General features: G+C 37.9%; 24 protein-coding genes, 1 tRNA gene and 1 pseudogene. 12 read left to right on the top strand and 14 right to left on the bottom strand.

Annotation, left to right across the window (positions count from 1 at the left end; genetic code table 11):
- A complete protein-coding gene (gene arsJ, locus RI844_RS03195; protein WP_348397029.1) occupies window positions 1-1,218 on the top strand; it encodes an organoarsenical effux MFS transporter ArsJ in 1,218 nt (405 codons plus the stop codon).
- A 152-nt stretch (window positions 1,219-1,370) separates the two neighbouring features.
- Here arsJ and RI844_RS03190 read toward each other — a convergent pair whose 3' ends face one another.
- The 3 genes from RI844_RS03190 to RI844_RS03180 all read right to left on the bottom strand — a co-directional run bounded on the left by RI844_RS03190 (window position 1,371) and on the right by RI844_RS03180 (window position 4,463).
- Complete coding sequence (locus tag RI844_RS03190) at window positions 1,371-2,129, bottom strand: Nif3-like dinuclear metal center hexameric protein (RefSeq protein ID WP_348397028.1); 759 nt, start codon at window positions 2,127-2,129, stop codon at window positions 1,371-1,373.
- Window positions 2,130-2,209: 80 nt separating this feature from the next.
- The gene (locus RI844_RS03185; protein WP_348397027.1) at window positions 2,210-3,673 is read right to left on the bottom strand and encodes an FGGY family carbohydrate kinase; all 1,464 of its coding nucleotides are present in this window, start codon (window positions 3,671-3,673) and stop codon (window positions 2,210-2,212) included.
- 10 nt (window positions 3,674-3,683) lie between these two features.
- Window positions 3,684-4,463 (bottom strand): class I SAM-dependent methyltransferase, encoded by a 780-nt coding sequence (locus tag RI844_RS03180; protein WP_348397026.1) that lies wholly within the window; start codon window positions 4,461-4,463, stop codon window positions 3,684-3,686.
- Between the two features lie 99 nt (window positions 4,464-4,562).
- On the opposite strand from RI844_RS03180, the gene gloB reads away from it, so the two are divergent.
- Both gloB and RI844_RS03170 read left to right on the top strand, forming a co-directional pair.
- A complete protein-coding gene (gene gloB, locus RI844_RS03175) occupies window positions 4,563-5,348 on the top strand; it encodes a hydroxyacylglutathione hydrolase (protein ID WP_348397025.1) in 786 nt (261 codons plus the stop codon).
- Window positions 5,349-5,465: 117 nt separating this feature from the next.
- Window positions 5,466-7,085 (top strand): LysM peptidoglycan-binding domain-containing protein, encoded by a 1,620-nt coding sequence (locus tag RI844_RS03170; RefSeq protein WP_348397024.1) that lies wholly within the window; start codon window positions 5,466-5,468, stop codon window positions 7,083-7,085.
- A gap of 84 nt (window positions 7,086-7,169) precedes the next feature.
- Here RI844_RS03170 and RI844_RS03165 read toward each other — a convergent pair whose 3' ends face one another.
- From RI844_RS03165 to thrS, 5 genes are all read right to left on the bottom strand, one after another.
- Entirely contained in the window at window positions 7,170-8,273 is a 1,104-nt protein-coding gene (locus tag RI844_RS03165; RefSeq protein ID WP_348397023.1) for a phosphoribosylaminoimidazolesuccinocarboxamide synthase, read from the bottom strand.
- Window positions 8,274-8,627: 354 nt separating this feature from the next.
- Window positions 8,628-8,981: a 50S ribosomal protein L20 gene (rplT, locus tag RI844_RS03160; RefSeq protein WP_348397022.1), complete on the bottom strand. Its 354-nt coding sequence runs from the start codon at window positions 8,979-8,981 to the stop codon at window positions 8,628-8,630.
- A gap of 18 nt (window positions 8,982-8,999) precedes the next feature.
- A complete protein-coding gene (gene rpmI / locus RI844_RS03155) occupies window positions 9,000-9,197 on the bottom strand; it encodes a 50S ribosomal protein L35 (protein WP_348393179.1) in 198 nt (65 codons plus the stop codon).
- Window positions 9,198-9,380: 183 nt separating this feature from the next.
- The gene (gene infC / locus RI844_RS03150; RefSeq protein WP_348393392.1) at window positions 9,381-9,923 is read right to left on the bottom strand and encodes a translation initiation factor IF-3; all 543 of its coding nucleotides are present in this window, start codon (window positions 9,921-9,923) and stop codon (window positions 9,381-9,383) included.
- Window positions 9,924-9,950: 27 nt separating this feature from the next.
- On the bottom strand, window positions 9,951-11,861 hold the full coding sequence (gene thrS / locus RI844_RS03145) for a threonine--tRNA ligase (RefSeq protein ID WP_348397021.1): 1,911 nt from the start codon (window positions 11,859-11,861) through the stop codon (window positions 9,951-9,953).
- Between the two features lie 208 nt (window positions 11,862-12,069).
- Between thrS and RI844_RS03140 the strand changes: the two genes are divergently transcribed.
- The 3 genes from RI844_RS03140 (at window position 12,070) to RI844_RS03130 (ending at window position 13,759) form a co-directional block, all read left to right on the top strand.
- On the top strand, window positions 12,070-12,681 hold the full coding sequence (locus RI844_RS03140; protein ID WP_348397020.1) for an START domain-containing protein: 612 nt from the start codon (window positions 12,070-12,072) through the stop codon (window positions 12,679-12,681).
- A 173-nt stretch (window positions 12,682-12,854) separates the two neighbouring features.
- On the top strand, window positions 12,855-13,061 hold the full coding sequence (locus RI844_RS03135) for a CPXCG motif-containing cysteine-rich protein (protein ID WP_348397019.1): 207 nt from the start codon (window positions 12,855-12,857) through the stop codon (window positions 13,059-13,061).
- A gap of 515 nt (window positions 13,062-13,576) precedes the next feature.
- Window positions 13,577-13,759, top strand: coding sequence for a hypothetical protein (locus RI844_RS03130; RefSeq protein WP_348397018.1), 183 nt, complete (start codon window positions 13,577-13,579; stop codon window positions 13,757-13,759).
- Between the two features lie 201 nt (window positions 13,760-13,960).
- Here the strand turns inward: RI844_RS03130 and RI844_RS03125 are convergent, their stop codons facing one another.
- A complete protein-coding gene (locus tag RI844_RS03125) occupies window positions 13,961-14,608 on the bottom strand; it encodes a riboflavin synthase subunit alpha (protein WP_348397017.1) in 648 nt (215 codons plus the stop codon).
- A 49-nt stretch (window positions 14,609-14,657) separates the two neighbouring features.
- On the opposite strand from RI844_RS03125, the gene RI844_RS03120 reads away from it, so the two are divergent.
- Together RI844_RS03120 and RI844_RS03115 are read left to right on the top strand one after the other, a co-directional pair.
- The gene (locus RI844_RS03120) at window positions 14,658-16,058 is read left to right on the top strand and encodes an MATE family efflux transporter (protein WP_348397016.1); all 1,401 of its coding nucleotides are present in this window, start codon (window positions 14,658-14,660) and stop codon (window positions 16,056-16,058) included.
- A 114-nt stretch (window positions 16,059-16,172) separates the two neighbouring features.
- A tRNA-Val gene (locus RI844_RS03115) sits at window positions 16,173-16,249 on the top strand.
- A gap of 537 nt (window positions 16,250-16,786) precedes the next feature.
- Here RI844_RS03115 and RI844_RS03110 read toward each other — a convergent pair.
- Window positions 16,787-17,584, bottom strand: a complete 798-nt coding sequence (locus RI844_RS03110; protein ID WP_348397015.1) for a hypothetical protein — start codon at window positions 17,582-17,584, stop codon at window positions 16,787-16,789.
- 395 nt (window positions 17,585-17,979) lie between these two features.
- Between RI844_RS03110 and RI844_RS03105 the strand changes: the two genes are divergently transcribed.
- A complete protein-coding gene (locus RI844_RS03105; RefSeq protein ID WP_348397014.1) occupies window positions 17,980-18,918 on the top strand; it encodes a DMT family transporter in 939 nt (312 codons plus the stop codon).
- Between the two features lie 75 nt (window positions 18,919-18,993).
- On the top strand, window positions 18,994-19,527 hold the full coding sequence (locus RI844_RS03100; RefSeq protein ID WP_348397013.1) for an NADPH-dependent FMN reductase: 534 nt from the start codon (window positions 18,994-18,996) through the stop codon (window positions 19,525-19,527).
- A gap of 36 nt (window positions 19,528-19,563) precedes the next feature.
- On the opposite strand, the gene RI844_RS03095 is transcribed toward RI844_RS03100, so the two are convergent.
- Window positions 19,564-20,454 (bottom strand): LysR family transcriptional regulator, encoded by an 891-nt coding sequence (locus RI844_RS03095; RefSeq protein WP_348397012.1) that lies wholly within the window; start codon window positions 20,452-20,454, stop codon window positions 19,564-19,566.
- Window positions 20,455-20,616: 162 nt separating this feature from the next.
- On the opposite strand from RI844_RS03095, the gene RI844_RS03090 reads away from it, so the two are divergent.
- Both RI844_RS03090 and RI844_RS20260 read left to right on the top strand, forming a co-directional pair.
- The gene (locus RI844_RS03090) at window positions 20,617-21,498 is read left to right on the top strand and encodes a glutathione S-transferase C-terminal domain-containing protein (RefSeq protein WP_348397011.1); all 882 of its coding nucleotides are present in this window, start codon (window positions 20,617-20,619) and stop codon (window positions 21,496-21,498) included.
- A gap of 165 nt (window positions 21,499-21,663) precedes the next feature.
- Window positions 21,664-21,852, top strand: a pseudogene (locus RI844_RS20260) (DUF1330 domain-containing protein); the annotation flags it as partial.
- Window positions 21,853-22,044: 192 nt separating this feature from the next.
- On the opposite strand, the gene RI844_RS03085 reads toward RI844_RS20260, so the two are convergent.
- From RI844_RS03085 to RI844_RS03075, 3 genes are all read right to left on the bottom strand, one after another.
- Window positions 22,045-23,343, bottom strand: a complete 1,299-nt coding sequence (locus tag RI844_RS03085) for a DEAD/DEAH box helicase (protein WP_348397010.1) — start codon at window positions 23,341-23,343, stop codon at window positions 22,045-22,047.
- A 127-nt stretch (window positions 23,344-23,470) separates the two neighbouring features.
- Window positions 23,471-24,031 (bottom strand): dihydrofolate reductase family protein, encoded by a 561-nt coding sequence (locus tag RI844_RS03080; RefSeq protein ID WP_348397009.1) that lies wholly within the window; start codon window positions 24,029-24,031, stop codon window positions 23,471-23,473.
- A 183-nt stretch (window positions 24,032-24,214) separates the two neighbouring features.
- Window positions 24,215-24,643, bottom strand: a complete 429-nt coding sequence (locus RI844_RS03075; RefSeq protein WP_348397008.1) for an RDD family protein — start codon at window positions 24,641-24,643, stop codon at window positions 24,215-24,217.
- Between the last annotated feature and the right edge of the window lie 170 nt (window positions 24,644-24,813).

The raw sequence follows: 24,813 nt of genomic DNA, 5'->3' as shown, positions 1-24,813 counted from the left end.
TTGCGCTCTTTCAGTCAGCTATGTGACAAAATTTCACCGCAAATAAAACAGTACTTGGTTATTACCGGTAATTACTGGGCTTTTACTTTAACCGATGGCGCCCTGCGCATGTTGGTGGTGTTGTATTTTCATCAATTGGGGTACAGCCCGCTTAATATTGCCATGCTGTTTTTGTTTTATGAAATATTCGGCGTGATCACCAACTTAATTGGTGGCTGGCTCGGCGCTAGGCTTGGTCTCAATAAAACCATGAATATTGGCTTGGGCATACAGATAATTGCGCTTTTCATGCTTACGGTACCGGCAGAATTACTGACTATCGTTTATGTTATGGTGGCCCAAGCTTTATCAGGTATTGCCAAAGATTTGAACAAAATGAGTGCCAAAAGTTCGATTAAACTATTGGTACCTGATGATGCAGAAAGTAAGCTGTATCAATGGGTAGCCATTTTAACCGGTTCAAAAAACACCTTAAAAGGAGTTGGTTTCTTTTTAGGTGGCTTGTTATTGACCTTGTTTGAATTTCGCGGTGCTATTGTCATTATGCTGGTACTGCTTACCCTGGTCTGGTTATTTAGTTTGTACGCACTAAAACAAGATCTAGGTAAAGCGCAAAATAAACCTAAATTTAAAGACTTATTTTCTAAAAGTCCGGCGATCAATATTCTCTCAGCTGCGCGGTTATTTTTATTTGGTGCTCGTGATGTTTGGTTTGTTGTCGCCTTGCCAGTATTTCTAGCCGTCACTTTTGCCTGGGATCACTGGTGGGTTGGCGGTTTTATGGCTTGCTGGGTCATTGGTTATGGGGTTGTGCAATCAGTAGCACCACATTTTACCGGGAAAAAGCAAGGTAAAGTTCCTTCCGGTCAAACTGCGTTAAAGTGGGCTTGTTATTTAGCCATTATTCCGATGATTATTGCTGTTGCACTGCATTTTGACTATCAAATCAAAATAGCAGTTATAGCTGGCCTTTTAGTATTCGGCGCTATATTTGCGATTAACTCATCATTACACAGCTATTTAATTGTAAGCTTTGCTAGCAAAGATGGGGTATCTCTGGATGTGGGTTTTTATTATATGGCCAATGCCATGGGTAGACTATTAGGTACGGTATTATCAGGTTGGGTATACCAAAACTATGGCCTGCAAATGTGTTTATGGATCTCAACACTATTTGTCGCAACAGCAGCAATGCTTTCCACTAAATTACCAAAATAAAGGGAGCAAGCAGGACAAGACTGTAAATATTGATCCCTCCAGCTAGAGCAGTGGATTAAAATGCACTAGCTGTAGAACTTCACAAGTTAAGGGGGAATATCGCTCTTCGTTTCTCGTTTCTCGTTTCTCGTTTCTCGTTTCTAGATTTAAACCTAAACAGGATTGTCGATATCGACAAATTCTACATCAAAATTATGACTAGCCGCTAAATATTCAGCTAATGCCTTAGCGCCATAACGTTCAGTAGCATGATGTCCGGCAGCAAAAAAATGAATATCCATTTCCTTGGCAACATGAGTGGTTTGTTCAGATACTTCACCGGTAATAAATGCATCAATGCCCTGCTGCGCTGCTAACTCTATATATCCTTGGCCACCACCTGTACACCAAGCAACTGTTTTAATTGGTTTATTAGAGCCTGCGGAAATATGCAACGACTGACGATTCAATTTAGATGAAATCAACGCATTTAATTCTTCACCGGTTGTTTCTTGCTGCAACTCTCCTTGAATACTCACCGACACGGGATTTCCTAACTCTAAAGGTCCAGTAACATTAATATTCAGTAATTTGGCAAGTTGAACGTTGTTCCCCAGCTCTTCATGAATGTCTAACGGCAAATGATAAGCAAACAAATTAATGTTGTTATCAAGCAAGGTTTTAATACGGTTGTATTTCATTCCCGTTAAACAATACTCTTCATTTTTCCAAAAATAACCATGATGAACAATGATGGTATCAGCACCTTTTGCTACTGCTGCATCTAATAAAGCTTGTGAAGCTGTTACCCCGGTAATTATTTTAGAAATTTTGTCATTACCTTGTACTTGCAAACCATTAGGACAGTAATCTTTGATCCTGTCAGGTTGCAGAAGATCGTTAAGTAATTGTTGAAATTGGAGTCTTTGCATAATATTTCTTTTATTAAATTTGATAAATCCATTCAATTCTATCATTGAATGTAGTTAACCTGAATTCAGGTGGGTAAATACTAATTATTTGGCTTAATTGTTATCGGTGGTTTGAGCATAGCGTTTATCGCTTGTTCATGGCTGCCATATACGTTTTGGCTTAATGCGAGTTTAATTGCTACCCCTAGAATACCTGCCTCAATAGCGGTTGATTTTAACACGGTTATTTTAGATTTATTAGCAATGGCCTGTAAAAGCCGATCAGAATTAGCACCGCCACCTGACACTACTACACTACTCACCGATTGCTGCATTCGTTTTACCAAACGCGATATTGATTGATTAATGCCTAAAGTGATTGCTTCCATGATAGCAACATATTGCTGAAATACACTATGTTGGCCTAAGCCAATAAAGCCTAACGACAGATGTTTAACATCGGTTATACGCTCCATATCAAACACAAGCCCATCACTTTTTATGTTATTCGCCTCTACATATACTTCTATCAGTTGTTCAACACAATGGTGCTTTACTTTGTTCAAACTTAAAAAGTCTAACTGTGCTTTATTTTTATTAATAAACTCTGTGAGTAAGGAAAGCCCAAAAGGCAGCATTACTTCGGTAATATACAAGCCATTTATTAATGATGGGTAGGCAGGATAAAGAACTTTAGGACCTTTAAATTTTCTACTTAGCATTGTAATGCTAACAGCAGTTCCTAAGCTTATATGTAATTGTCCCGACTTATAACAGCCCGAACCTAGTATTTCACAAGCTTTATCAGCTGCCATAGCAATTACAGGTAATGTTTTGGGTAATTTAAAATCGTGTTGACAAGCTTGGCTTAATTGCCCTATTTCAGTTCCGGGTACGACAAGTTTAGGTAGCCAGTTTGGCTTGACCGCTATGGCATTAAATTGCCAGGAATTACTTTTACGCCATTGCCCATGTTTAAAATCAAAAGGTAGATGACTAATGATATTGGCGCTGCTATCAACTAATTTATTGGTAAATTTAAAATGCAAATAACCAGATAACAATAACAAATGTTCAGTCTGCTGCCACACCTTGGGTTCATATTCAGCAATATAGTTTATAAATGCGCTCTGCTGTAGTTCTTTAATGGTTTTGTTTACTGGTTTAATAATACTGACAAGGGTAAAAACAAAGCGCCAATACCAAGGCAGTTTAGGGGTTATGCGCGCTTTACGTTTATCACTCCAAACAATAGCATTACGCAGGGGCACACCGTCAATATTTAGGTTAATGATGGTATTACGCATAGTGGTGATCCCTATTCCACAAAGCGCAGTTAAGTCTACTTCTTTAATTTTTGCTTGCTCTAGCAAATTTTGGCAACAAATAGCACACTGTTGATAAAACCATTGTGGTGTTTGTTCAACCTGTCCTTGCTCTGGCTCTAAATAGTTAGAATTTAACAATTGCTCGGCAACTATCACCGTGCCTGCACTGTTAATAATTGCGGTTCTAACCGATTGACTGCCAAAATCTAAACAAAGAAATAACGACTGCTGCTCCATGAATTATATTTTATTCTCGTGGTTTGCTAGGTTCAAAAGAATCCGGTTTAAAGTTACTAGGACCAAACGTGGTGACTTTAACAGGGTTAAATTTAGGTCTTATTTGCCATTTAGGTCTTATTGGCGTTAGCGGGTGAACGCGCTTTTTGGCGATAATTAAATACACAGAACCAAAGGAAGGCAGATAATTTTTGGCAAATTTTTGCCAAAGTTTATGCCACCAGTTTTCCGGGTTTATTACTGAATGAAGGGTTGAATAAAGAAAACGCCTATCTTCAATTACTTCATAACCTAAAAGGTTTAACCAATCTTTGACTCGCATAGGGGTGAAGAATCGACCTCGCCAGGGTAGCTCTTGACGCCGAAATGGAATCAACTGATTTAAACCGGCAAGGCTTATTGGATTAAAGCCGGAGATGATTAAATGACCATTTGGGATCAGTACCCTGTCGGCTTCTCTAAGTATATGATGTGGATCGACTGCAAACTCCAGGCTCTGGGTAAGTAAGCATGCATCAACACTGTGTTCTAAAAACGGTAAGTCATCTATTTCAGCTACTACTTGCGCATTAGCATTTGCTTCACCAACAATCACCTGATGCTTAATCATCGATTGTTCTGAATTTACTGCACCACTTAAAATACCCAGTTTAAGCAAATGATAACCAAAGAACCTTGGCCACCATGGCATTAAATTTTGTTCAATACATTGCACAATTAACTCGCCATTTGGTAAATCACGCCATTGTTTTGGTTTTTTCGGGCTGTCAAACGCTAATGCCGGTTTCATTAAAATAAATATCCTTAATGACGAGATAAATACAAGCTAGACAATTCTAATATCATTAAACACCAGTTATACTTAGTTAAAGTTCAAGATGGAATGATTATGACTCAAGTTACTGCAATTAATGCATTTTCAGATAACTATATATGGTGTATCACCAACCACGCAAGTACAAACTGTAGTTTAGTCGATCCTGGCGATGCTAGCGTATGTATTGAATTTATAAAGAAAAATAATTTAACATTAACTTCTATATTGATCACTCATCATCATCATGATCATGTAGGTGGCTTACCTGCCCTTATTGATTTTGCTAAACAACAAGGCTGGCCATTAACAATTTATGGTCCCGCTTCTGAAAACATTAAATACCTTGATGTTAAATTAGTTGAAGGTGATCGGGTGTCATTATTCGATAATAGCCTTAACTTTTCTATTATTGACCTTCCCGGTCATACTTCTGGTCATATCGCATATTACAGTGATGATATATTATTTTGTGGAGACACATTATTTTCAGGGGGGTGCGGTCGTTTATTTGAAGGTACTGCCGCGCAAATGCACAACTCGTTATCTAAGTTAGCAGCACTGCCCGATTCAACTAAAGCTTATTGCGCACATGAGTACACCTTAGCAAATTTAAACTTTGCTCGAACTATCGAGCCAAACAATGGTCAACTGAACCACTACTTTAACAAAGTAGTAACACTAAGAGAGCAAAATATATCTACTATCCCTACCTCAATTGGCTTGGAAAAACAGATAAACCCTTTTTTACGCAGTAACGGCGAAGAAGTGATAAATACTGCACAACAAAAAAGTGAGCAAAAATTACAATCTGCTGTCGATGTTTTTGCTATGATCAGAACATTAAAAGATAACTTTTAACTGTACTAAACTTAAATAAAATAAAATAAATAAAAAATAACGCTGCATTCAAACATAATTATAATTTACCTGACTTAGTAGTAAATACGCGTTATTAATGAAAACAAAAGAGCATTCATGAAGAAAATTATATTACCTTTATCGCTAACCATGTTGGTTGGCTGTCAAAACTTCAATCCGCAAAATGTTGTGAGTAGTAATGAATTACCCGCTAATACAGCCCACACAATAGATATCTATGAAGCGTTACTTGCTGATGAAACGGCACAAGTTATTCACCCTAAAGATGATGTTGAAATAACTCTTACCGATAAAGATAAATTGACTATTTCAGATAATGTTTGGGATAGAGTTCGTAGTCAGCTTCATTTTGACATTCCACAAAATAGCAAAGTGATCGCACAACGTAATTGGTATGCTAAACATCAGAGCTATTTAGACCGAGTAGCTAAACGCTCAGAGCCGTTCATTCATCATATTGTCGAAGAACTGGAAAAGCATAATATGCCGATGGAATTGGTGCTATTACCTATTGTAGAAAGTGCCTACGACCCATTTGCTTATTCACATGGCAGTGCCTCAGGTATGTGGCAATTTTTATCTGGTACAGGTAAACAATTTGGCTTAAAACAAGACTGGTGGTATGACGGTCGCCGCGATGTTGCGGCATCAACTCAAGCGGCAATAAAGTTTTTACGTTATTTAAACAAACGATTTGATGGCGACTGGTTATTAGCATTAGCAGCCTATAATTCAGGTGAAGGTCGGGTTGCCAGAGCAGTTAAAGATAACGCTCGCAAAGGTAAGCCAACTGACTTTTGGAATTTAAAATTACCAAAAGAAACTCGGGACTATGTGCCAAAACTATTGGCTTTAGCTGATTTAGTAAAGCGCCCTAGTGATTTTGGCATCACTCTATACGCCATTGATAATCAACCGGTGATCAGCTCTATAGATATAGGTTCACAATTAGACTTAGCCTTAGCTGCTGATTTATCGGGTTTAACTATAGACGAGCTACACGCCTTAAACCCTGGCTTTAACCGCTGGGCAACTGCGCCGAATGGTCCTCATCAATTATTGATTCCTAATAATAAAGTTGATCAATTTAAACTTGGCTTAAGCAAGCTTGAGGAAAAAGACCGGTTATCTTGGCAACGTTATAAAATACGTGAAGGCGACAGTTTAAGTGTTATTGCCAACCGCTTTAATACAACTATCACAGTTGTTAAAGAAGCGAACAGCCTAAAAAATAATAGTATTAGAGCTGGTAAGTACCTTTTGATCCCAACAGCAACACAATCACTTGATCGTTATAAATCTTATGAAGAAATTCGTGTATCTAAACTTACCAGAAAAGGTAGTGGTAATAAAATTACTCATACAGTAACAAGAGGTGACACGCTTTGGGACATTGGCCGTAAATACAAAGTTTCTGAAAAAAGTATCGCTAAATGGAATGCTATGGCGCCAAGAGACATGTTGCGTCTAGGGCAAAAACTAACAATATGGACTGGTAAGGCAGCTCCGGGCAAAGCATCACAAACGGCTTCGACCAGCAGTAATATTATGCGTAACATTAATTACAAGGTACGCTCGGGCGATTCATTAGCGCGCATTGCAAATAAGTTTAATGTTAGAATTGCTGATATTGAAAAATGGAATAATTTAAAGCGCAGTAAATACCTACAACCCGGGCAATTACTAAAGTTGTCGGTAAATATAACCAGTATTTAAGGGATTAGGCTACAAGCTTATACATTAAAAATTTCAAAAAAAAGAGCTTCAATAGAAGCTCTTTTTGTTTGCGATGAATATAGCTTAATCAATCAAATTATATTCATTGCGCAGAATTTCAACCACTTCCGCCTTTGGATCATCAGAAATAACAACCTTCTCACCAGTAATTTTTTCTGCAATGCCGGTGTAGGTATCTGACACAGCCATTAATACAGATTCAGGTAAAGCATTGTCGCGTGCTAATGCTTCACGCTCACTCATACGATCCTTATTTAAAAGAATATCTGAGTCTGGAAAGTGGTTGAGAAGTAATTGGCGGAAACCTTCTTTCGAGTTCTCAACTACTTTACCATTGCGATATTCGCTGCCATCCCAAATCCGTGATGAATCCGGTGTACCTACTTCATCCATGTAAATTAGTTTGTCATTACCTGATGCGTCAGTTACGTAACCAAATTCAAATTTAGTATCAATAAATATTTGATCAAGCTTAGCCAGCTCACCACTGATTAAGTCAAAACCCTCTTTGAGCAGTTTTTCATAAAGCGTGATATCAGCTGCAGCTTTAAAGTTAAACGCTGCAAAGTTATCTTCAATGTTCTTACGAGTGATGTTTACATCATCTTGTGCTGGTACACCCGGAATGCCTTCTAAAATGCCTTTGGTTGAAGGCGTTTGTAAAAGCTCAGGTAATTTAGTGTCTTTTTCTAAGCCTTCAGGTAGTTGGATACCACAAAATTCGCGTTCGCCTTTAACGTAAGAGCGCCACATTGAGCCTGTAATGTATTGACGACAGATTGCTTCAATCATTACCGGTTTGGCCTTTTGTACTATCCATACAAAGGGGTGTGGAATGTCAAGAATATGGCTATCAGCTAAACCATTGTCTTTAAATAACTTGAACCAATGGTTTGAAATAGCGTTTAGTGCAGCGCCTTTACCAGGAACGCCCTTCATACCGCCTTCACCATGCCATATACAGTCAAAAGCAGAGATACGATCACTAATTACCATAATTGCTAATGGCGTGTCTGCAGCGACATTATAACCCTTCTCTTTGATTAAACGACGAGAATCATCGGCTGTTAACCAATATACGCTTCTTACTTTACCACTGTGTACTGGCTTATCTGTTCTAATTGGTAAATCGTTGTTTACAGCTAAAACTTTATTAGCAATTGTCATGTTTGTTTTCTCGAAATATTTTATCAGTTATAAGCCCGGCATAATTAGATCCTGAAATAAGTTCAGGATGGCCAGGGTCAGTTTCAAAAATCGTTTAGTAATTACGTGCTTTGTTAAAGAACTAAGTACTAAGGAGATTGCCTAAATATTCTTTAGATCCTGAAACAAGTTCAGGAAATGGTTATTCGCTCGAAATGTTTATCCGTTCGAAATGGTTGGCCGTTAACTCTGCGGTCCATTTAAAAACACTTACGCAATTTAAATTTTTGAGGGTATTATTTATATAGTATTTTTCTTTGTTAAGAAAGAGAAAAGGACGCCGAGGCGTCCTTTTCAAAAGTTTTTTCTGTAAAATTACAAAGAAGCTTGTGCTTTTTGTACTAGAACAGAGAAAGCCGCTTTATCGTATACTGCGATGTCAGCTAGGATCTTACGATCGATTTCAATTGAAGCGTTTTTAAGACCACAAATGAAACGGCTGTAAGATAAACCATTTTGACGAGCTGCCGCGTTAATACGAGCAATCCAAAGTTGACGGAATTGACGTTTACGTTGACGACGATCGCGGTAAGCGTATTGACCTGCTTTGGTTACAGCTTGGAAAGCAACACGATAAACACGTGAACGTGCTCCGTAATAACCTTTCGCTTGCTTAAGAACTTTTTTGTGACGTGCGCGTGCTTGAACACCGCGTTTTACTCTAGCCATTGTCTATATCTCCTATGATTAAGCGTAAGGTAACATTGCTACAACTGATTTAATATCAGACTTAGCAACCATACTTTTTGCACGTAAATGACGCTTAACTTTGGTACGTCTCTTAGTTAAGATGTGACGAAGACCGGCTTGTTTAAATTTAAAACCACCAGAAGCGGTTTTTTTAAAGCGCTTTGCAGCACCTTTGTTTGACTTCATTTTAGGCATGGGAAAACTCCACGTTAATGCCAAATATTAAGTAACTAGGGGCGGGTTTCTTAAAAAGATACCACTTGTTGAGCCTCAGCTACCGGTTAGTTTATCAAACTGCAAAAGTTTGATAAAAAGATAACGATGGTGAAAAAAGCCTTAAGTTTTCACAAAAGGCCTAATTACTTTAAAGACCAAAAATTATCTTTTGATTGGGGCAAGCACCATTATCATTTGTCTGCCTTCCACTCTACGAGGGAAAGACTCACAAACAGCCAGGTCTTCTAAATCTTTTTTAACACGATTTAAAAGGTCTATACCTAACTCTTGATGGGCCATTTCTCGGCCACGGAAACGCAATGTAACCTTAGCCTTGTCGCCACCTTCTAAAAAGCGTCTCAGGTTACGTAATTTAACCTGATAATCGCCTTCATCAGTGCCAGGACGGAATTTAATTTCCTTAACCTGGATCTGTTTTTGCTTCTTACGTTGTTCTTTAAGTTCTTTCGACTTCTCGTATAAGAACTTACCGTAATCCATTACACGACAAACTGGTGGTTTGGCCGTTGGGCTGATCTCTACAAGATCAACACCCGCTGTATCAGCAGCATCTAATGCTTCATTTAATGAAACAATGCCTAATGGCTCGCCTTCCAGACCAACTAAACGAATTTCTTCAGCTGTGATTAATTCATTCAGTTTATGTTGCGGTTCTTTTTGACCGCCTCTTTGACCACCTTTAATAGCCTGTTCCTCCTAGAGAACTAATTATTACGCCCGTGTTTTCACTTCTTCGCTAAGTTTAGCGATGAAATCATCCACAGACAATTTTCCTAAATCTTCACCTGAACGTGTTCTAACAGCAATTTCGCCTGCTTCCATTTCCTGATCACCCACTACGAGCAAATAAGGAACACGTTTCAAAGTATGCTCGCGGATTTTAAAGCCTATCTTCTCATTACGCAAGTCTACTTTCGCTCTAAAGCCACTTTCTTTCAATTTTTTTACAACTTGACTACAATATTCGCCATGTTTATCAGTAATATTCATCACCGTAACCTGAATCGGTGATAACCACGTTGGGAACTTACCGGTAAATTCTTCAATCAAAATACCAATAAAACGTTCTAACGAACCTAAAATTGCTCTATGGATCATCACCGGCGTGTATCTTTCGTTGTCTTCACCTACATAAGTTGCGCCTAAACGCTCAGGTAAAGCAAAGTCTAATTGTACGGTACCACACTGCCAAGCGCGACCTAAACAGTCCATTAGAGTGAACTCAATTTTAGGGCCATAGAAAGCACCTTCACCTGGTAAATATTCAAATTGAATATTGGCATCAGTTAATGCTTTTGCTAAACCTTGTTCAGCTTTATCCCAAACATCATCTGAGCCTATGCGGTTTTCTGGACGTGTAGATAATTTAACCACGATGTCTTCAAAGCCAAATGAGCCGTAAACATCGTATACCATATCAATACACTTGGTTACTTCCGCTTGTACTTGATCTTCAGTACAGAAAATATGGGCATCATCTTGGGTAAAACCGCGCACGCGCATTAAGCCATGTAATGAACCCGATGGTTCGTTACGATGACAACAACCAAACTCAGCTATGCGAAGTGGTAAGTCACGGTACGATTTTAACCCTTGGTTAAATATTTGGACGTGGCCTGGGCAGTTCATTGGTTTAATCGCGTATTCACGCTTTTCAGACTCGGTAGTAAACATCGCATCTGCGTATTTATCCCAGTGGCCTGACTTTTCCCAAAGGCTTCTGTCCATCATCATTGGCGCTTTAACTTCGTCGTAATCATATTCATGAAGTTTTTCACGAACAAACTTTTCTAGCTCAGTATAAATAGTCCAACCATCGTTATGCCAAAACACCATGCCCGGTGCTTCTTCTTGCCAGTGGAATAAATCTAATGTTTTACCAATTTTGCGGTGATCACGCTTTTCAGCTTCAGCTAAACGTTGAATGTAAGCTTTAAGCTGCTTTTTATCTGCCCAAGCTGTACCGTATATACGTTGCAACATTTTATTGTCAGAGTTACCGCGCCAATATGCACCAGCAACGTTCATCAGTTTAAAGTGATGACAATGGCGCATGCTAGGTACATGTGGGCCTCTACACATATCAACGTATTCTTGATGATGGTATAGCGCAGGGGTATCGGTTACGTCGATGTTTTCATCAAGGATTTCTAATTTGTAAGTTTCACCGCGCTCGGTAAATGCATCATACGCATCTTGCCAAGAGCCAGTTTTCTTAACAACTTCATAACCCGTACGAGCCAGCTCTGTCATACGTTTTGAAAGTTTCTCTAAGTCATCGTCATTTAGTTTTTCGTCTAAATCGATGTCATAGTAAAAGCCGTTTTCAATAGTCGGGCCAATAGCCATTTTAACATTAGGGTATAATTGCTTAATTGCGTGACCTAATAAATGCGCACAAGAATGGCGAATGATCTCTAAACCTTCGGCGTCTTTGTTGGTGATTAACTGCAATGTAGAATCTTCGGTGATTAACTCACAAGCATCGACTAAATTGCCATTGATACGACCGGCAATGGTGGCTTTTGCCAAACCAGGACCTATATCTAAAGCTACTTGCATTACAGAAACGGATTCTTCAAAGCTACGCTGACTGCCGTCAGGGAGAGTAATTACTGGCACAATATTTCCTCAACAGTGGTGACACCTACGTAATGTCACTTGTATTAAATTAAAAATACACCTTGTACATATTGATTTTTACAACTGGTACAATGTGTTGAAAGTATGTAAGAATATAAACATTCTTAGAAAAGCAGCAATATAGGTGAAAATGCCCTATTTTGCAATCTTTGTTCTACTTCATAACACGTTAATTTGGAGTGCTTAATTGAAGTTAAAAAGCATACATGTTTTTTTTATCGTTTTTGTATTGATATTTAGCCAGCAAAGTCAGGCTAAATGGCATACCTATTTACAAAAAAAAGACTTTTTAATTGAATATCAAAAACTTGAAAATTCAAAATTTACCGAAATAAACGCTTCAATTAAAATTGGCGGCAACATTGATGATTTTTTTACTATTCTAACCAACCCTGAATTTGCCCCCATGTGGCTAGACAAAGTTATTTCAAGTGAGTTACTTACCACCTTAGATGATGGCTCTGCTGTGGTATTAACCTTGTTTGAAAGTTTTGGTCCTGTGCAATCTAGAGAAATGCTAGTAAAGTCAAAAGTCATTGAAAAAACACCTGACTTATTGCAAATAAATATCACTGGATACAATGAATATTTACCTGAAAACAAAAATAGAACCCGCGTAAAAAAAGTTAACGTTATTTGGCAAGCTCAAAAGTTAGATAACAACAATATTAAAGTAACCTATAGAGGCAGCTTTGATCCAGCTGGCAGCCTGCCCGCTTGGTTAAGTAATGAATTTGCCTTAACGTCGTTGGAAAACAGCTTTAATAAGTTGAGAAAATTAAAGCCAATTAACAAATAACAAAACCTCTAAATACCTTTATATAGCAAATACAAATACTTACTTCTTTGGTTACAAATTAGTTTGTAAAAAACCCGTATTCCATGCTCAAAAACAAGGCAAAATATTCAATAACAGCCATACTAGACTATAGGAACTAACAGTAACAACAGAGAGACTATCAGGAGGCAATTATGCCCCAAGATGTAAGCCGTAAAACTATTGAATGTCCGCACTGTGCGCACCATTTACATATCACTATAGATACCACCCAAGGCGACCAAAATTACTACGAATCTTGTCCAGCCTGTTGTAACGATATTCATATGAATATGCATATTGATGATTACAATCAAAAAATTCAGTTGATGGTTGATGCCGATGACGAGTTAGTTTATTAAAGAAAATACATTAACTTGCACGTATATAGGGATACCAAATAGAAAGAATCGCTACCGGGGCCCTTGCATGCAAGCAGGCCTGCCATGGTCCTATAATAAATAAAATAATTCCCCTGATTCCCCCTTCAATACATAGAGCTTTAGTTACATTCTTAACCGACGGTTGCTTTATATTTATCTAAACTTCCAACTTATTCATAACTTGGGCAAGATAATTACATGCCAATTTGATGAATATAAGTACCTAGTCCATATTGATAAGTGTGGGTTCCACATAATGAAAATATAAAATATTTAAATTTTTTAACATACAACATTCGCATCAAATGGGCGCTGCAAAGAAATGTTCATTTCACTATGCGGTATGGTTACGTTGAGTTACAGGTCAACACAAATTAACACAGTATTAACTTTTGCAAAGGTTATAATTTGACCAACTTATTTAGATTACATGACAAAAGACGCCCTGTAATCAATCCAAATTTTTAATCTTTAAAACTGTAGGAACATTAAACATGACAACTGTTGAAGTGAAGCGTAAGTGCGAAGATAATTATACTCCATTGAACGACTTCCCATTATCACAAGAATATTGTGCTGAGAAAAAAGCCAATAATTCTATTACTACACACAAGCAAGGAAAGTTCGCCGTAATAACAATAGTTACATTAACGTTAATGATCGTAATATTAGCCTAACCTAATTTGTTAGACTCTAATATGATGTCTCCTCTGTATTGAGCATAGATGTATTTTGATTAAAGTAGTAATTACAGTTAAACGGGGGAGACCATTATTAATGTTTACTCTAACATTCGAGCCCCCTACCTATATATTGATAGTCAAAACTGATGCCGAGTTAACTTATTAAGTTAGCTGAGTTGAATTTCAGAAAGCTAATTACTCAGAATTTAATCGTTCATCCATGATACGTTCAATTGAATCAACTATTGTCATAGTTTGCTGATCAACTTCAATATTTACTTTATTGCCTATTTTCAATACCGATAAATTAGTGCGTTCTAACGTTTCAGGGATCAGATGTAAATTAAATTCACAGTCATCATTACCTAAAGTTCTTACGTCTCCTAATGTTAAGCTTGCGCCATTCACGGCAATAAAACCTTTGGCAAAAATATACTTCTTCCAAGAACTGTTTATTACAAATTTTAGTTGGCAATTGTCCGTTGTGTCGACTCGTTCTATTAATGTTGCCATGGTATGAATGTGACCAGAGACAATATGACCGCCGATTTCATCGCCGACCTTCATAGAACGCTCAACGTTAACTAAACTGCCGATTACAAGCGAATCAAGATTAGTAACGCGTAACGTTTCATCAATAACATCGAAGCTAATAAGTGCACTTTTGTCACCAACTTTGCTGAAACCTACTGCAGTTAAACACACACCATTGTTTGCAACACTTGCGCCAGTTTCCAAATTATCAATTAACGATAATGGCACTAGTACTTCGACCTGTTTAAAATTATTTGCAACTTTTATTGATTTAACTTGGCCGGTTGATTGCACAATTCCTGTAAACATATATCATCTCTAACATCTTAATTTTTTCCATTATCCGATCTTTACTCGTATGACTCTAGACAAATTTTTTACCGATACAAAAGATCTATTAAAATTGGCTTACCCGATTTTAATTGCTCAGCTGATCCAAACTTTAATGAGTTTTGCAGATACTGTTATGGCAGGTCGAGTAAGCGCAACCGATTTAGCAGCGGTTGCAGTTGCTAGCTCTATTTGGTTACCAATTATTTTAACAATATCGGGTGTGGTGATGGCCTTAAGTGCCATTGTTTCTCAGTTTGCTGGTTCTAAGCAATCACATAAAGCAGCCCACTCCACCATTCAAACAGCATGGATTGCATTAGCTTTATCAATCCTTACAATCATCGGCTTTTATGCGGGTGTGCCTGCTGTTGAACAGCACGTTGAGTTAGAGCCTGAATTAAAGCGCCTAATGATCGAATACCTTAGTTATATCGTCTGGGGTGGTCCGGGGTATTGTTTATATCTAGTACTAAGGAATTTTGCTGAAGGGTTTAGTTTTACCAAACCAACAATGATAATTTCTATTATCGGTTTAATTATTAACATCCCGGCCAATTATGTCTTTATCTATGGTGAATTTGGCGCCCCAGAGCTTGGCGGTGCAGGTTGCGGTATAGCAACAGCCATTGTTTATTGGACAATGTTTATTGGTATGCTTATTTATGTATTAGCATCGAAAAAGCTTGCCCAAATCAAGCTGTTTGACGCTATATCCCTGCCTGACTTAAAAGAAATAAAAACTATTTTAGCACTTGGTGTTCCTATCGCACTTTCACTACTGTTTGAAGTGTCATTATTTGCCGTTGTCGCTATTATATTAGCGCCATTTGGTGCGCAAATAGTTGCCAGCCACCAAATTGCATTAAATTTTTCAGGTTTGGTATTCATGGTGCCTTTGTCAATTGCATTAGCGGTAACAATCAAGGTAGGTACTGCAGTTGGTGAAAACAAGCTGCAGCAAGCAAAAGAGATGTGCGCAAATTCAATGGTACTTGGATTCATCATCGCTATTTGTACAGCTTCAATAACTATCGTATTTAGAGAACAAATCGCCATGATTTACACGAACGAGTCAGAAGTTATTGCGCTTGCCGTACAACTGATGTTCTTAGCCGCCCTATTCCAATTTTCAGATTTTATTCAAGTAATTTCTGCTGGAGCACTTCGTGGCTATAAAGATACTAAATCAATTTTATACATTACCTTTGTTTCATATTGGGTAGTTGGCTTATCGTTTGGTCTTATTCTTGGACTTACCGATTGGCTAGTGCCACAAATGGGCCCTGCAGGTTTTTGGATAGGCTTTATATCAGGCTTAACCACAGCAGCAATTTTCTTAGCATGGCGTTTAAAAGTAATTCAAAAACGTGCTGACTTAGGTATTTTACCGAAAGGATCGCAAGCGATTCAACAAAATATCGCTTAAGAATTAATCAGTTGGTTAATTTTATTGTCCTTAGTGCATAAAAGCACTTGCAACAATTTACGCATCTGGATAACATAGCGCCGTTGATTCATTCAACGCGCAATTAAAAGATACGCTCGCTTAGCTCAGTTGGTTAGAGTACTTGCATGACATGCAAGGTGTCGCAGGTTCGAGTCCCGCAGCGAGCACCATCTTCTCCCTATCTACACAGTAATAATCTACTAACTTAACCACTTTCTTCTGCAAACGTCTGCACTAACCAATTGCAAACGCTTTATTTTAATGAACACTTGCCTGTCTAGAGTAGTGTAAATGCATATAATTGAATTGCTCCACAAGGAAATGAAACTATCGGCATTATGAAGTGTATTTAAATGGAGTGCTTAGTGATTGGAAAAATAAGCGCATTGTAGATATCACTAAAGATATAATTGCTATCCGTCTCAATCAATTGTTAGCAACTCACAACCTTTCGTATGCTAATTTGGCTATGAGAATACTAAGAGCTATTTATAAGTTTGCCAAAAGCAGAAGATAATATTAAGCTACAACTCTGCCGACAATGACAGACATAACACCTCTTACGTATAATATTAATTTTTACTACATTGCAGAAAAATTATTGGGTAGAAATAACATTGAATTAGGCACTGACTCTTTTCAAAATCAGTGCCTAAATTGAACAATTACGTCGTTTCAAATTGCTATCATTTAACGACTAATAAGCATTAGTCTAACAACTTTGGCGTCTTACCCGTAAAATCAATCCATGAGTTAGTTCCCAGTAAATCTGCACCTTGAACACTTGGATCTTCATATCGCATTACGAAGTTTTTAGGGCCATGTGCGTAAGCTACTACAAGTCCGTATTCTGAATCCAAATAGCCGCCATGTGGTACTAAGCCAGGATAACTAATGCGCCATGCTTGTCCACCAATGCTTACGTGACCTAATGTTAATTTACCGATTACATTGTCTGGTAGTAAGAAAAACCAAGTCCAAGGGCCTCCGGAAACAATGGTCATAACCTCATCAATGCCAACGCCACTTTCAGAGCTATTTACATGAAGTTTGCCAAATTTATCTTGTAGAAATGCCTTCACTTCTGGCGTCATTGCTTTCATGTCATAAACTTTTGGGTACGGTGCTACGCCAACTTCAGAGGTTGATAAAAAACCACCTCTATGCATCTCAGGTTTACGGCCTGCCTGTTCAATTTGCTCAAGAAATTGTCCACGGTGTAATGAGAAAAGAGAGATTAGCTTTTTGCTTTCAGCTTCAGTAATTGCTCGTGTTTTTGATGCTTCAAGTATTGGTGTGGCTTCTTTTGGCAACGGTAAGGTACTGACGCGTACTCCAGCAGATTTTAATACCGTATTTATCTTGTCTACGCCCGTTGTTGCTTTTCTGCCATCGCTATAGGAAAGCGTTAACTGACCTTCTGTTGAAATTGTATTTGCAACACTTTGAGTTGCCGATACAGTGGATAATACGGTTATAAACGCTAGATTAAGTAATTTTTTCATGACTCATTCTCCTCAGGTAGATTTCAATATTTTCATCTGTCTAAACTTGATTAACGAAGCTAAGTCTACGGTACAAAGAATAGTAGAAAAACATCAACTCAGTGAACTTACTGTCTACTTCCAGTAAACAAAAAAACTAAAATCGAACCAAAGAATAATAAATAAGAAACATTCATATTAAGAGTGCTATCGCGTTTGAACCAAAATATTGGTCATCAACAGGTAATAGGCTAGTTAGATACCTCTTCTAAATTAAAACAGTTCACTGTCAGTTGATTATAAAGCCACTGAAGTGATGTTTATTCACAACCTGAATGTATATACATTTACCCCTCAAGAATATATCAAGCTCCTTTGTGAGCAGTTCGATTACCAAAATATAAAGAAGGTTGCTTATGAAAAACTTAAGATACCATTTCCTATCATTACTGGTGACTCTCTTAGTTGCAGGCTCATTTCTATCATCGGCCAAGTTGTCAGGTGTTATTAATCCATTTTCGCTGACACTATTACGGTTTGCTATTGCAGCGTTCGTGTTATCGCCCTTTATTTTATTGAAGGAAAAAAATAGAAAAGCAATTAGTAAAGCATTGCCAAGAAGCCTAGTGATGAGTCTGTTTTTTTCCATCTTTTTTATTTGCATGTTTGAAGCGTTAAAGACAACAAGTGCTCTAAATACTGGCACCTTATATACGCTGGTGCCTTTTATGACAGCCGTTTTTAGCCTTTTTGTTTTTAAAGAGAAAATCACAAAAAACATGTTTCTTATATACCTATTAGGTATTGCGGGGACATGCTGGGTAATATTTAGAGGTGATTTGAATGCGCTGTTCGCTTTCTCTCTAAATAATGGCGACGCACTGTTTCTACTTGGTTGTGTTTCAATGGTTTGTTTCTCTATTTCAATGAAGTTACTTTACCGCGGAGATGAAATGATTGTTGTTGTGTTTTGTACCTTGCTAGGCGGTGCATTTTGGATGTTGTTGGCACTCTTTGTTTTTGAACAACCACTTCAATGGCATTTACTGAACAAGAATTTATTATTTCACATGGCATATTTAGCTTTATTTGCGACTCTTGCTTCTACCTTTATCATTCAAAAAACCACGGTAATATTAGGGCCTGCCAGAGTTATGGCCTATATCTATTTAAGTCCTGTGTTTGTCGCTTTGTTAACAATGTTAATTGAGGAGAAAACTCTCCCCAACGCTATCTATCCGGGTATGTTTCTATCCATTGCAGCGACGATAACTTTACAGTTACATAATAGAGAAGTTAAAGGTTCACCTAAACCAATTTCAATAATAGCACTAAAAAGCGAGAAAACTTTATAACTACAATAGTGCAGCTACAATTTAGTGATAACTATTTCTTATCTTTTCATTTTAAATGCGTATTAGGAGCATGCTATGAAAGTTATTGCCTTTGCTGCAACGAATCACTCTAAGTCTATTAATAAACAATTAGCTGAGTATGCCGCTAGTTTATTAACTAAAGTAGACGTTGAAATAATAGACCTAAATGATTATGAGTTACCCTTATACGGGCAAGACAAAGAAGAAGAATTGGGTCACCCCAAACTAGCCAAAGCGTTTATAGAAAAAATAGCACAAAGTGATGGCATTATTATTTCTTTTGCTGAACACAATGGCTCTTACACGGTAGCTTATAAAAATATTTTTGATTGGTGCTCGCGTATTGAACCAAAGGTTTACCAAAAGAAATCAATGGTATTATTAGCTACCTCTCCTGGCTCTATGGGCGCTTCAAGTGTCTTGGCGACTGCGGTTCAATCTGCCCCTTACTTTGATGGAGTAGTTAAAGCCAGCTTGTCGATCCCTAGCTTTTTTGACAATTTTGATAGTGAAAAGCAAAAACTCAAACACGAAGAGCTAGATGAAAAATTAAGAGATGCCGTTAGCCACCTCGATCATTTGAAGTAAAAAAGCGATTAATTTATCTGACTAGTGATCTCTACTTTATTTAGCAAAGTAGTCGATTAGAAAATCAATAAACGTGCGCACCTTTTGAGATTGCTCTTTGTGATAAGGGTAAATAGCATAAAGTGCGTGTGATTCTGTTTGCCACTCAGGTAACAACTTGAGCAATTCTCCTGATTTTAATTCTTTATCAACAAAAATCTCAGGTGTAAGCGTTATTCCAAGCCCTGAAATAATAGCCTGTTTTAACGCTAAACCATTATTAACCACATAAGAGCCAGGTAATAAATCGATTGCCTTCTTTTCATCATGTTGCTGAAATACCCAATGTCTGGGAGATGATGATAGGCTATATATCAAACAATTGTGTTGATTAAGGTCGTCTGGAGATAATAACTCACCGGCTTGTTCAATATACTTCGGAGAAGCGCATAGAACACGTTTCATATCGAGCAGCTTTCGCGATTTGAGGCTAGAGTTTTGTAACGCTCCTCCGCCACGAATGGCAACATCTAAACCTTGTTCTACGAGATCTACGTAGTGATCATTCAATATCACTTCAATAGAAATTTCTGGATGTAATTGCATAAACTCACATATTGCCGGGTTTAATTTCAAGATTCCCATAGACATAGGAACACTGACTTTTATTAAGCCACTGAGTTGGTGTGAAGATTCAATGATAGATAAATCTGCATGTGATAAGTCATCCAAGATGGTACGTACATGATCGTAATAGCGTTGCCCATTGTCAGTGATGTGCATTCTTCTGGTAGTGCGATTGATTAAAGGGCTTTTAAGGTAGTCCTCTAATTCATTGATATTTTTACTGATAGCTGCCTTTGATAATCCCATATCTTCAGCAGCCGCTTTAAAGCTACCCAATTCAATAACACGACGAAAAACAGTGATAGCTCTTAATTTGTCCATGTTTGCCTCTCAACAATACAAAAGAATGCAATAGTTTACTTATAGTAAATTATAATATCACTGAAGCGATGTTTATCCACTAAATAAAGCCAGCTATAGTTAGTTCAAGTTAAAGCAATTTGTAAATACTTCAAATTAAAATAAATTAGTGAGGTTGTTCCTATGGCTGTTTTAGAAAAAGGGATATGGTATCCAAATAAAGATGTACATGAACTAGCAGAAGAAGATAGCTTCCACTTGCCAGAGGTTGCAGAAGCTGACAGATGTCACTTATACATGTCATATGCATGCCCGTTTGCACACCGCCCTTATTTAGTGATTAATTTACTTGGCTTAGACCATGTGATTACCACGTCATCTGTTGCAGCAAAGCGCTATGAAGATGGTTGGTTATTTGATAGCGAAAACCCAGATGAAATTAATGACACTCACAGCTTGGTGGAATTATATCAAAAAGCCAATTCGAACTACACTGGCAGAGTCACTGTGCCTGTGCTGTGGGACAAGAAGAAAAATACCATTGTTAGTGATGATTCATCTTCTATGGCAATGGATTTAGCCACAAATTGGTTGCCTCTAGCGAAGAATCCAATTGAGCTTGTGCCCGATAATCTAAAAGGTGAAATCACATCCCTAAATGATTGGCTGCACCAACATGTTAATAGAAAAGTTTATCATGTGGGATTTGCCACTAACCAGTCTTCATATGATGCAGCCAGTGAAGTGCTATTTGAGGCACTGGAGCAATTGAACACTAGACTTGGAAATTCTCGATACCTACATGGTGAAAAAATCACCTTATCTGATTTATTTCTGTTACCAACATTAGTGCGTTTTGAAGCTATCTACGAAGTGCACTTTAAGGCAAACAAGAAGCAACTAAAATCTTTTGAGCACCTATATAAATATATGCTGGATTTAGTCGCCATTCCCAAAATCAGAGAAACCATTGATTTAGAATACATGAAAGTGCATTACTATTTTTCGCATAAACATATCAATCCATATGGCATCGTCCCTTCTGGGCCAGAAATATCTTGGTAAGACCAAGTATATTATTAATACTAATTTTGGTAATCATGAAGAGAGATAATTATGAAATGTTATGTCATTACAAACTATAGTATCGACCCGACTAAACTAGAAGGTTATGCTGACTATCCTCAAAAAGCATCAGCAGTAACAACTCAATTTTGAGGCCGTTTACTTGTCGCTTCAATAGATAGCCAAATAGTTGAAGGTAATCCAAAAGAGGTAACAGTCGTCATCGAGTTTGACTCAAAAGAGCAAGCACAAAAATGGTACTATTCAGAAGAATATACAGCCATCAAAGATTTGCGAATTAACTCAACTAAGGCAGGCTGGCTAATATTTGCTGACCAATTTGAGGGTTCCTAGCTATTTTTGTACCAAACAGTCCTATGGTGGCTGCTTATTAGCACCTAGTAAAAGTCTCCAAAGTTGAAAAGACTATATTTGGACATAAAAAGACCCCCAATGTTTGTCTAACTATTTGGGGGCACTTCATTTTATTAGGACTTTAAGTAGTGTCAGTTAATAGTCCCGCTTTAGATGCATATAGGCTTGGCTTTATTCAGGCTCAGAAAATCCCGACCAAATATCTGCATTCACTGGAGTTTTATTTTTACGTTTTTTCTTACCACTGCCTTCAGGCTTTGCCACAGGTTTAGTCGCGGCTAAGAATGCATCACTGATATCTTCATCGACTTCAAAACCTGCAATTTCTTCACGTTCTAACCTGATCTTGTTCTTTTTTTCGATCACTTTAAAATGATGGTAGTCTTCATAATCGATAAGCGATAATGCTAAGCCCACTTCACCCGCACGGCCACTTCGACCAATACGGTGCATGTAGTCTGATGGGCTTCTTGGTAAGTCAAAATTGATCACCACGGGCAGTTTTTCAATATCTAAACCACGGGCTGCAATGTCGGTGGCAATTAACACTTCAATCTCACCTGATTTAAACCCTGCAAGCACGCGACTACGAGCCCCTTGACCTTTATCGCCATGAAACACTTCTGCAGCAATCCCACGTTTAGAGAGTTTTTCAGCTAAATGATTACAGCTGTTTTTTGCATTAACAAAAATAAGTACTTGTCGCCATTGATGTTGTTGGATCAAGTACGCTAACAAAGCTGTTTTTTCCCCTTTATTAACGGTAAAAACGCGCTGTACTAAGGTGCTGGCGTCGCTACTTTGCAATTGTATTTCAACCGGATCGTTGAGTAATTCTTGGGTTAACGCCTGTACTTGCTCAGGAAAGGTTGCTGAAAATAATAAAATTTGTTTGCTCGACGGCAATAATGTTAACAGCGCAGAGAGCTCGTCAGTAAAGCCTAAACTTAACATCCGATCGGCTTCATCAAGCACTAATGTTTTAACCCTGTCGAGCTTAATGGCATTACTTGAAATTAAATCGAGTAATCGACCAGGGGTTGCAACCAAAATATCAGTGCCACCGCGTAATGCGAGCATTTGAGTATTCGCCGATACACCACCAAAAACAGCAACTGTTTTAATTGCACCATTAAAATGCACCGCATAAGATTTAATACTGTCAGCAACTTGCTTGGCTAGTTCACGAGTAGGCACCAAAATCAGTCCAGTAACATAATTACCTTTACTGTTTTTGCTACTCAATGATTTTTCAGCGTGTAAGTGCTGCAAAATAGGCAGTGCAAAGGTGGCTGTTTTACCCGAACCGGTATTTGCCCCGGCAATTAAGTCACGTCCAGCTAATACACTTGGAATAGCTTGCGCTTGAATAGGCGTTGGCTGCTGATATTCCAGCTCGGTTAATCGGGCTAACAAGGGTGGAATAAGTCCAAGTTCTGTAAAACTGGCTGGCGTTGCGACAATAGTCATTAATATAAAGGGCTCAAAGTTAAGATAATAGCCCACTATTTTAGCGTATTAAGTTAGTAAAATCGATCAAACCCTAACGTAACGTCATTTAACCTCTGATCGACAAAAGAGTGCCATAAACCGACAGCTATGAATAATCTACAGAGTGTGTGATTTGAGTGAAGTCATTAGGGAATGCTACTGCCTTTGAGTTTGTGAGTTTAACCGTTTGATTAAGTTCACCGAAAAGAGGTATTCCCGCCCCTAACAATATAGGTGCTTTTGTTATAATCATTTCATTTATCAATTTGAGGTTAATAAATGATGTTATCGTAGCACCACCATCTACGTATGCATGCTGATACCCCTGATTTTCTAAGCTCTTCATCAGTTCGCAAATATCACCAGAATACATTTCAACTTTATCTTTTAGGTTTTCTGGCGGCTCTTTGATTGTATTGCTTAATACAACAATACGCATGTCACCGTATGGCCACTGTTCAGGTGTTAAATCAAAACTAGAAATCATTTCCATGCACTTGCGACCCATAATCATACAATCAACTGAATCGATGAAAGATTTAAACCCCATATCTTCAGAACCCATATCAGCCTCCAGGTTACCTGCGGTATGAAGCCAATCCACTCCACCATCTGATGTGGCGATATATCCATCGGCACTTGTTGCAATGTATACAGAACATTTCATTTATAGAACACTCAAAAATTTGTTAGATGTGGGAAGTAATTCACAGAAACACAAGGCCTGCTGTTCACTCTTTACTGCCCGTGGACTTTTGATTACTTACGTTATATTGCTCACGGTCTCAAGGGAGCCACAAGCAGTAGGCCAGTTAACATCTTGCTATAGCTGATTCTCAAATTTAACGGACTAAGGTAAATTACTCATTATTACAACCGTGCCCGCAAGTTTGTCATGCCATCCCTGTTTGCGTTTATCTATGCCTACCCAGATAATCCCAAGAAACAAAGGTATCATTGAAACATAATACCCAAGGTAGCGTATGATAAATTGTCCAGTAGAAGGCTTTCCGCCAGTCTTTGCATCGACAATGGTTAGTTTAGTAGCCATTTTCCCTGGAGTTGCAGATTTATAAAGCCAGAAAACAATAACGGCAATTGCTGGAAGTATATAATTAAACAAGACATCCCATCCCCCCTGAACAGATGATTCACTTGTCCAATAACCAGTTCCGTATATGGCAGTTAGGATTGGGGCAATTATTAATAACATTAAAATTGAATCGATAATTGCTGCACCAGTTCTAATCCAAAAGCCTGCATATTCATGCTCGTTCATTTTATTCTCCTCCATAAGATATAACAGTTGTAATAAGTAGAAAATCTATGAGCTATGGGATTCATTCATATTTCCACTTTTTGGGGCAAATTCAGTTCGTTCTAATTAGTCGGTGAAGTTCACTAAAAACTTGTTATTTTACAATAACATCATGTATTGTATATTTAAAG

Origin of the sequence: Thalassotalea fonticola (assembly GCF_032911225.1) — a bacterium.
Taxonomy (GTDB): domain Bacteria; phylum Pseudomonadota; class Gammaproteobacteria; order Enterobacterales; family Alteromonadaceae; genus Thalassotalea_A; species Thalassotalea_A fonticola.
Note: the sequence above shows the minus strand (reverse complement) of the source record. Positions and strands in the feature narration are given on the sequence as shown.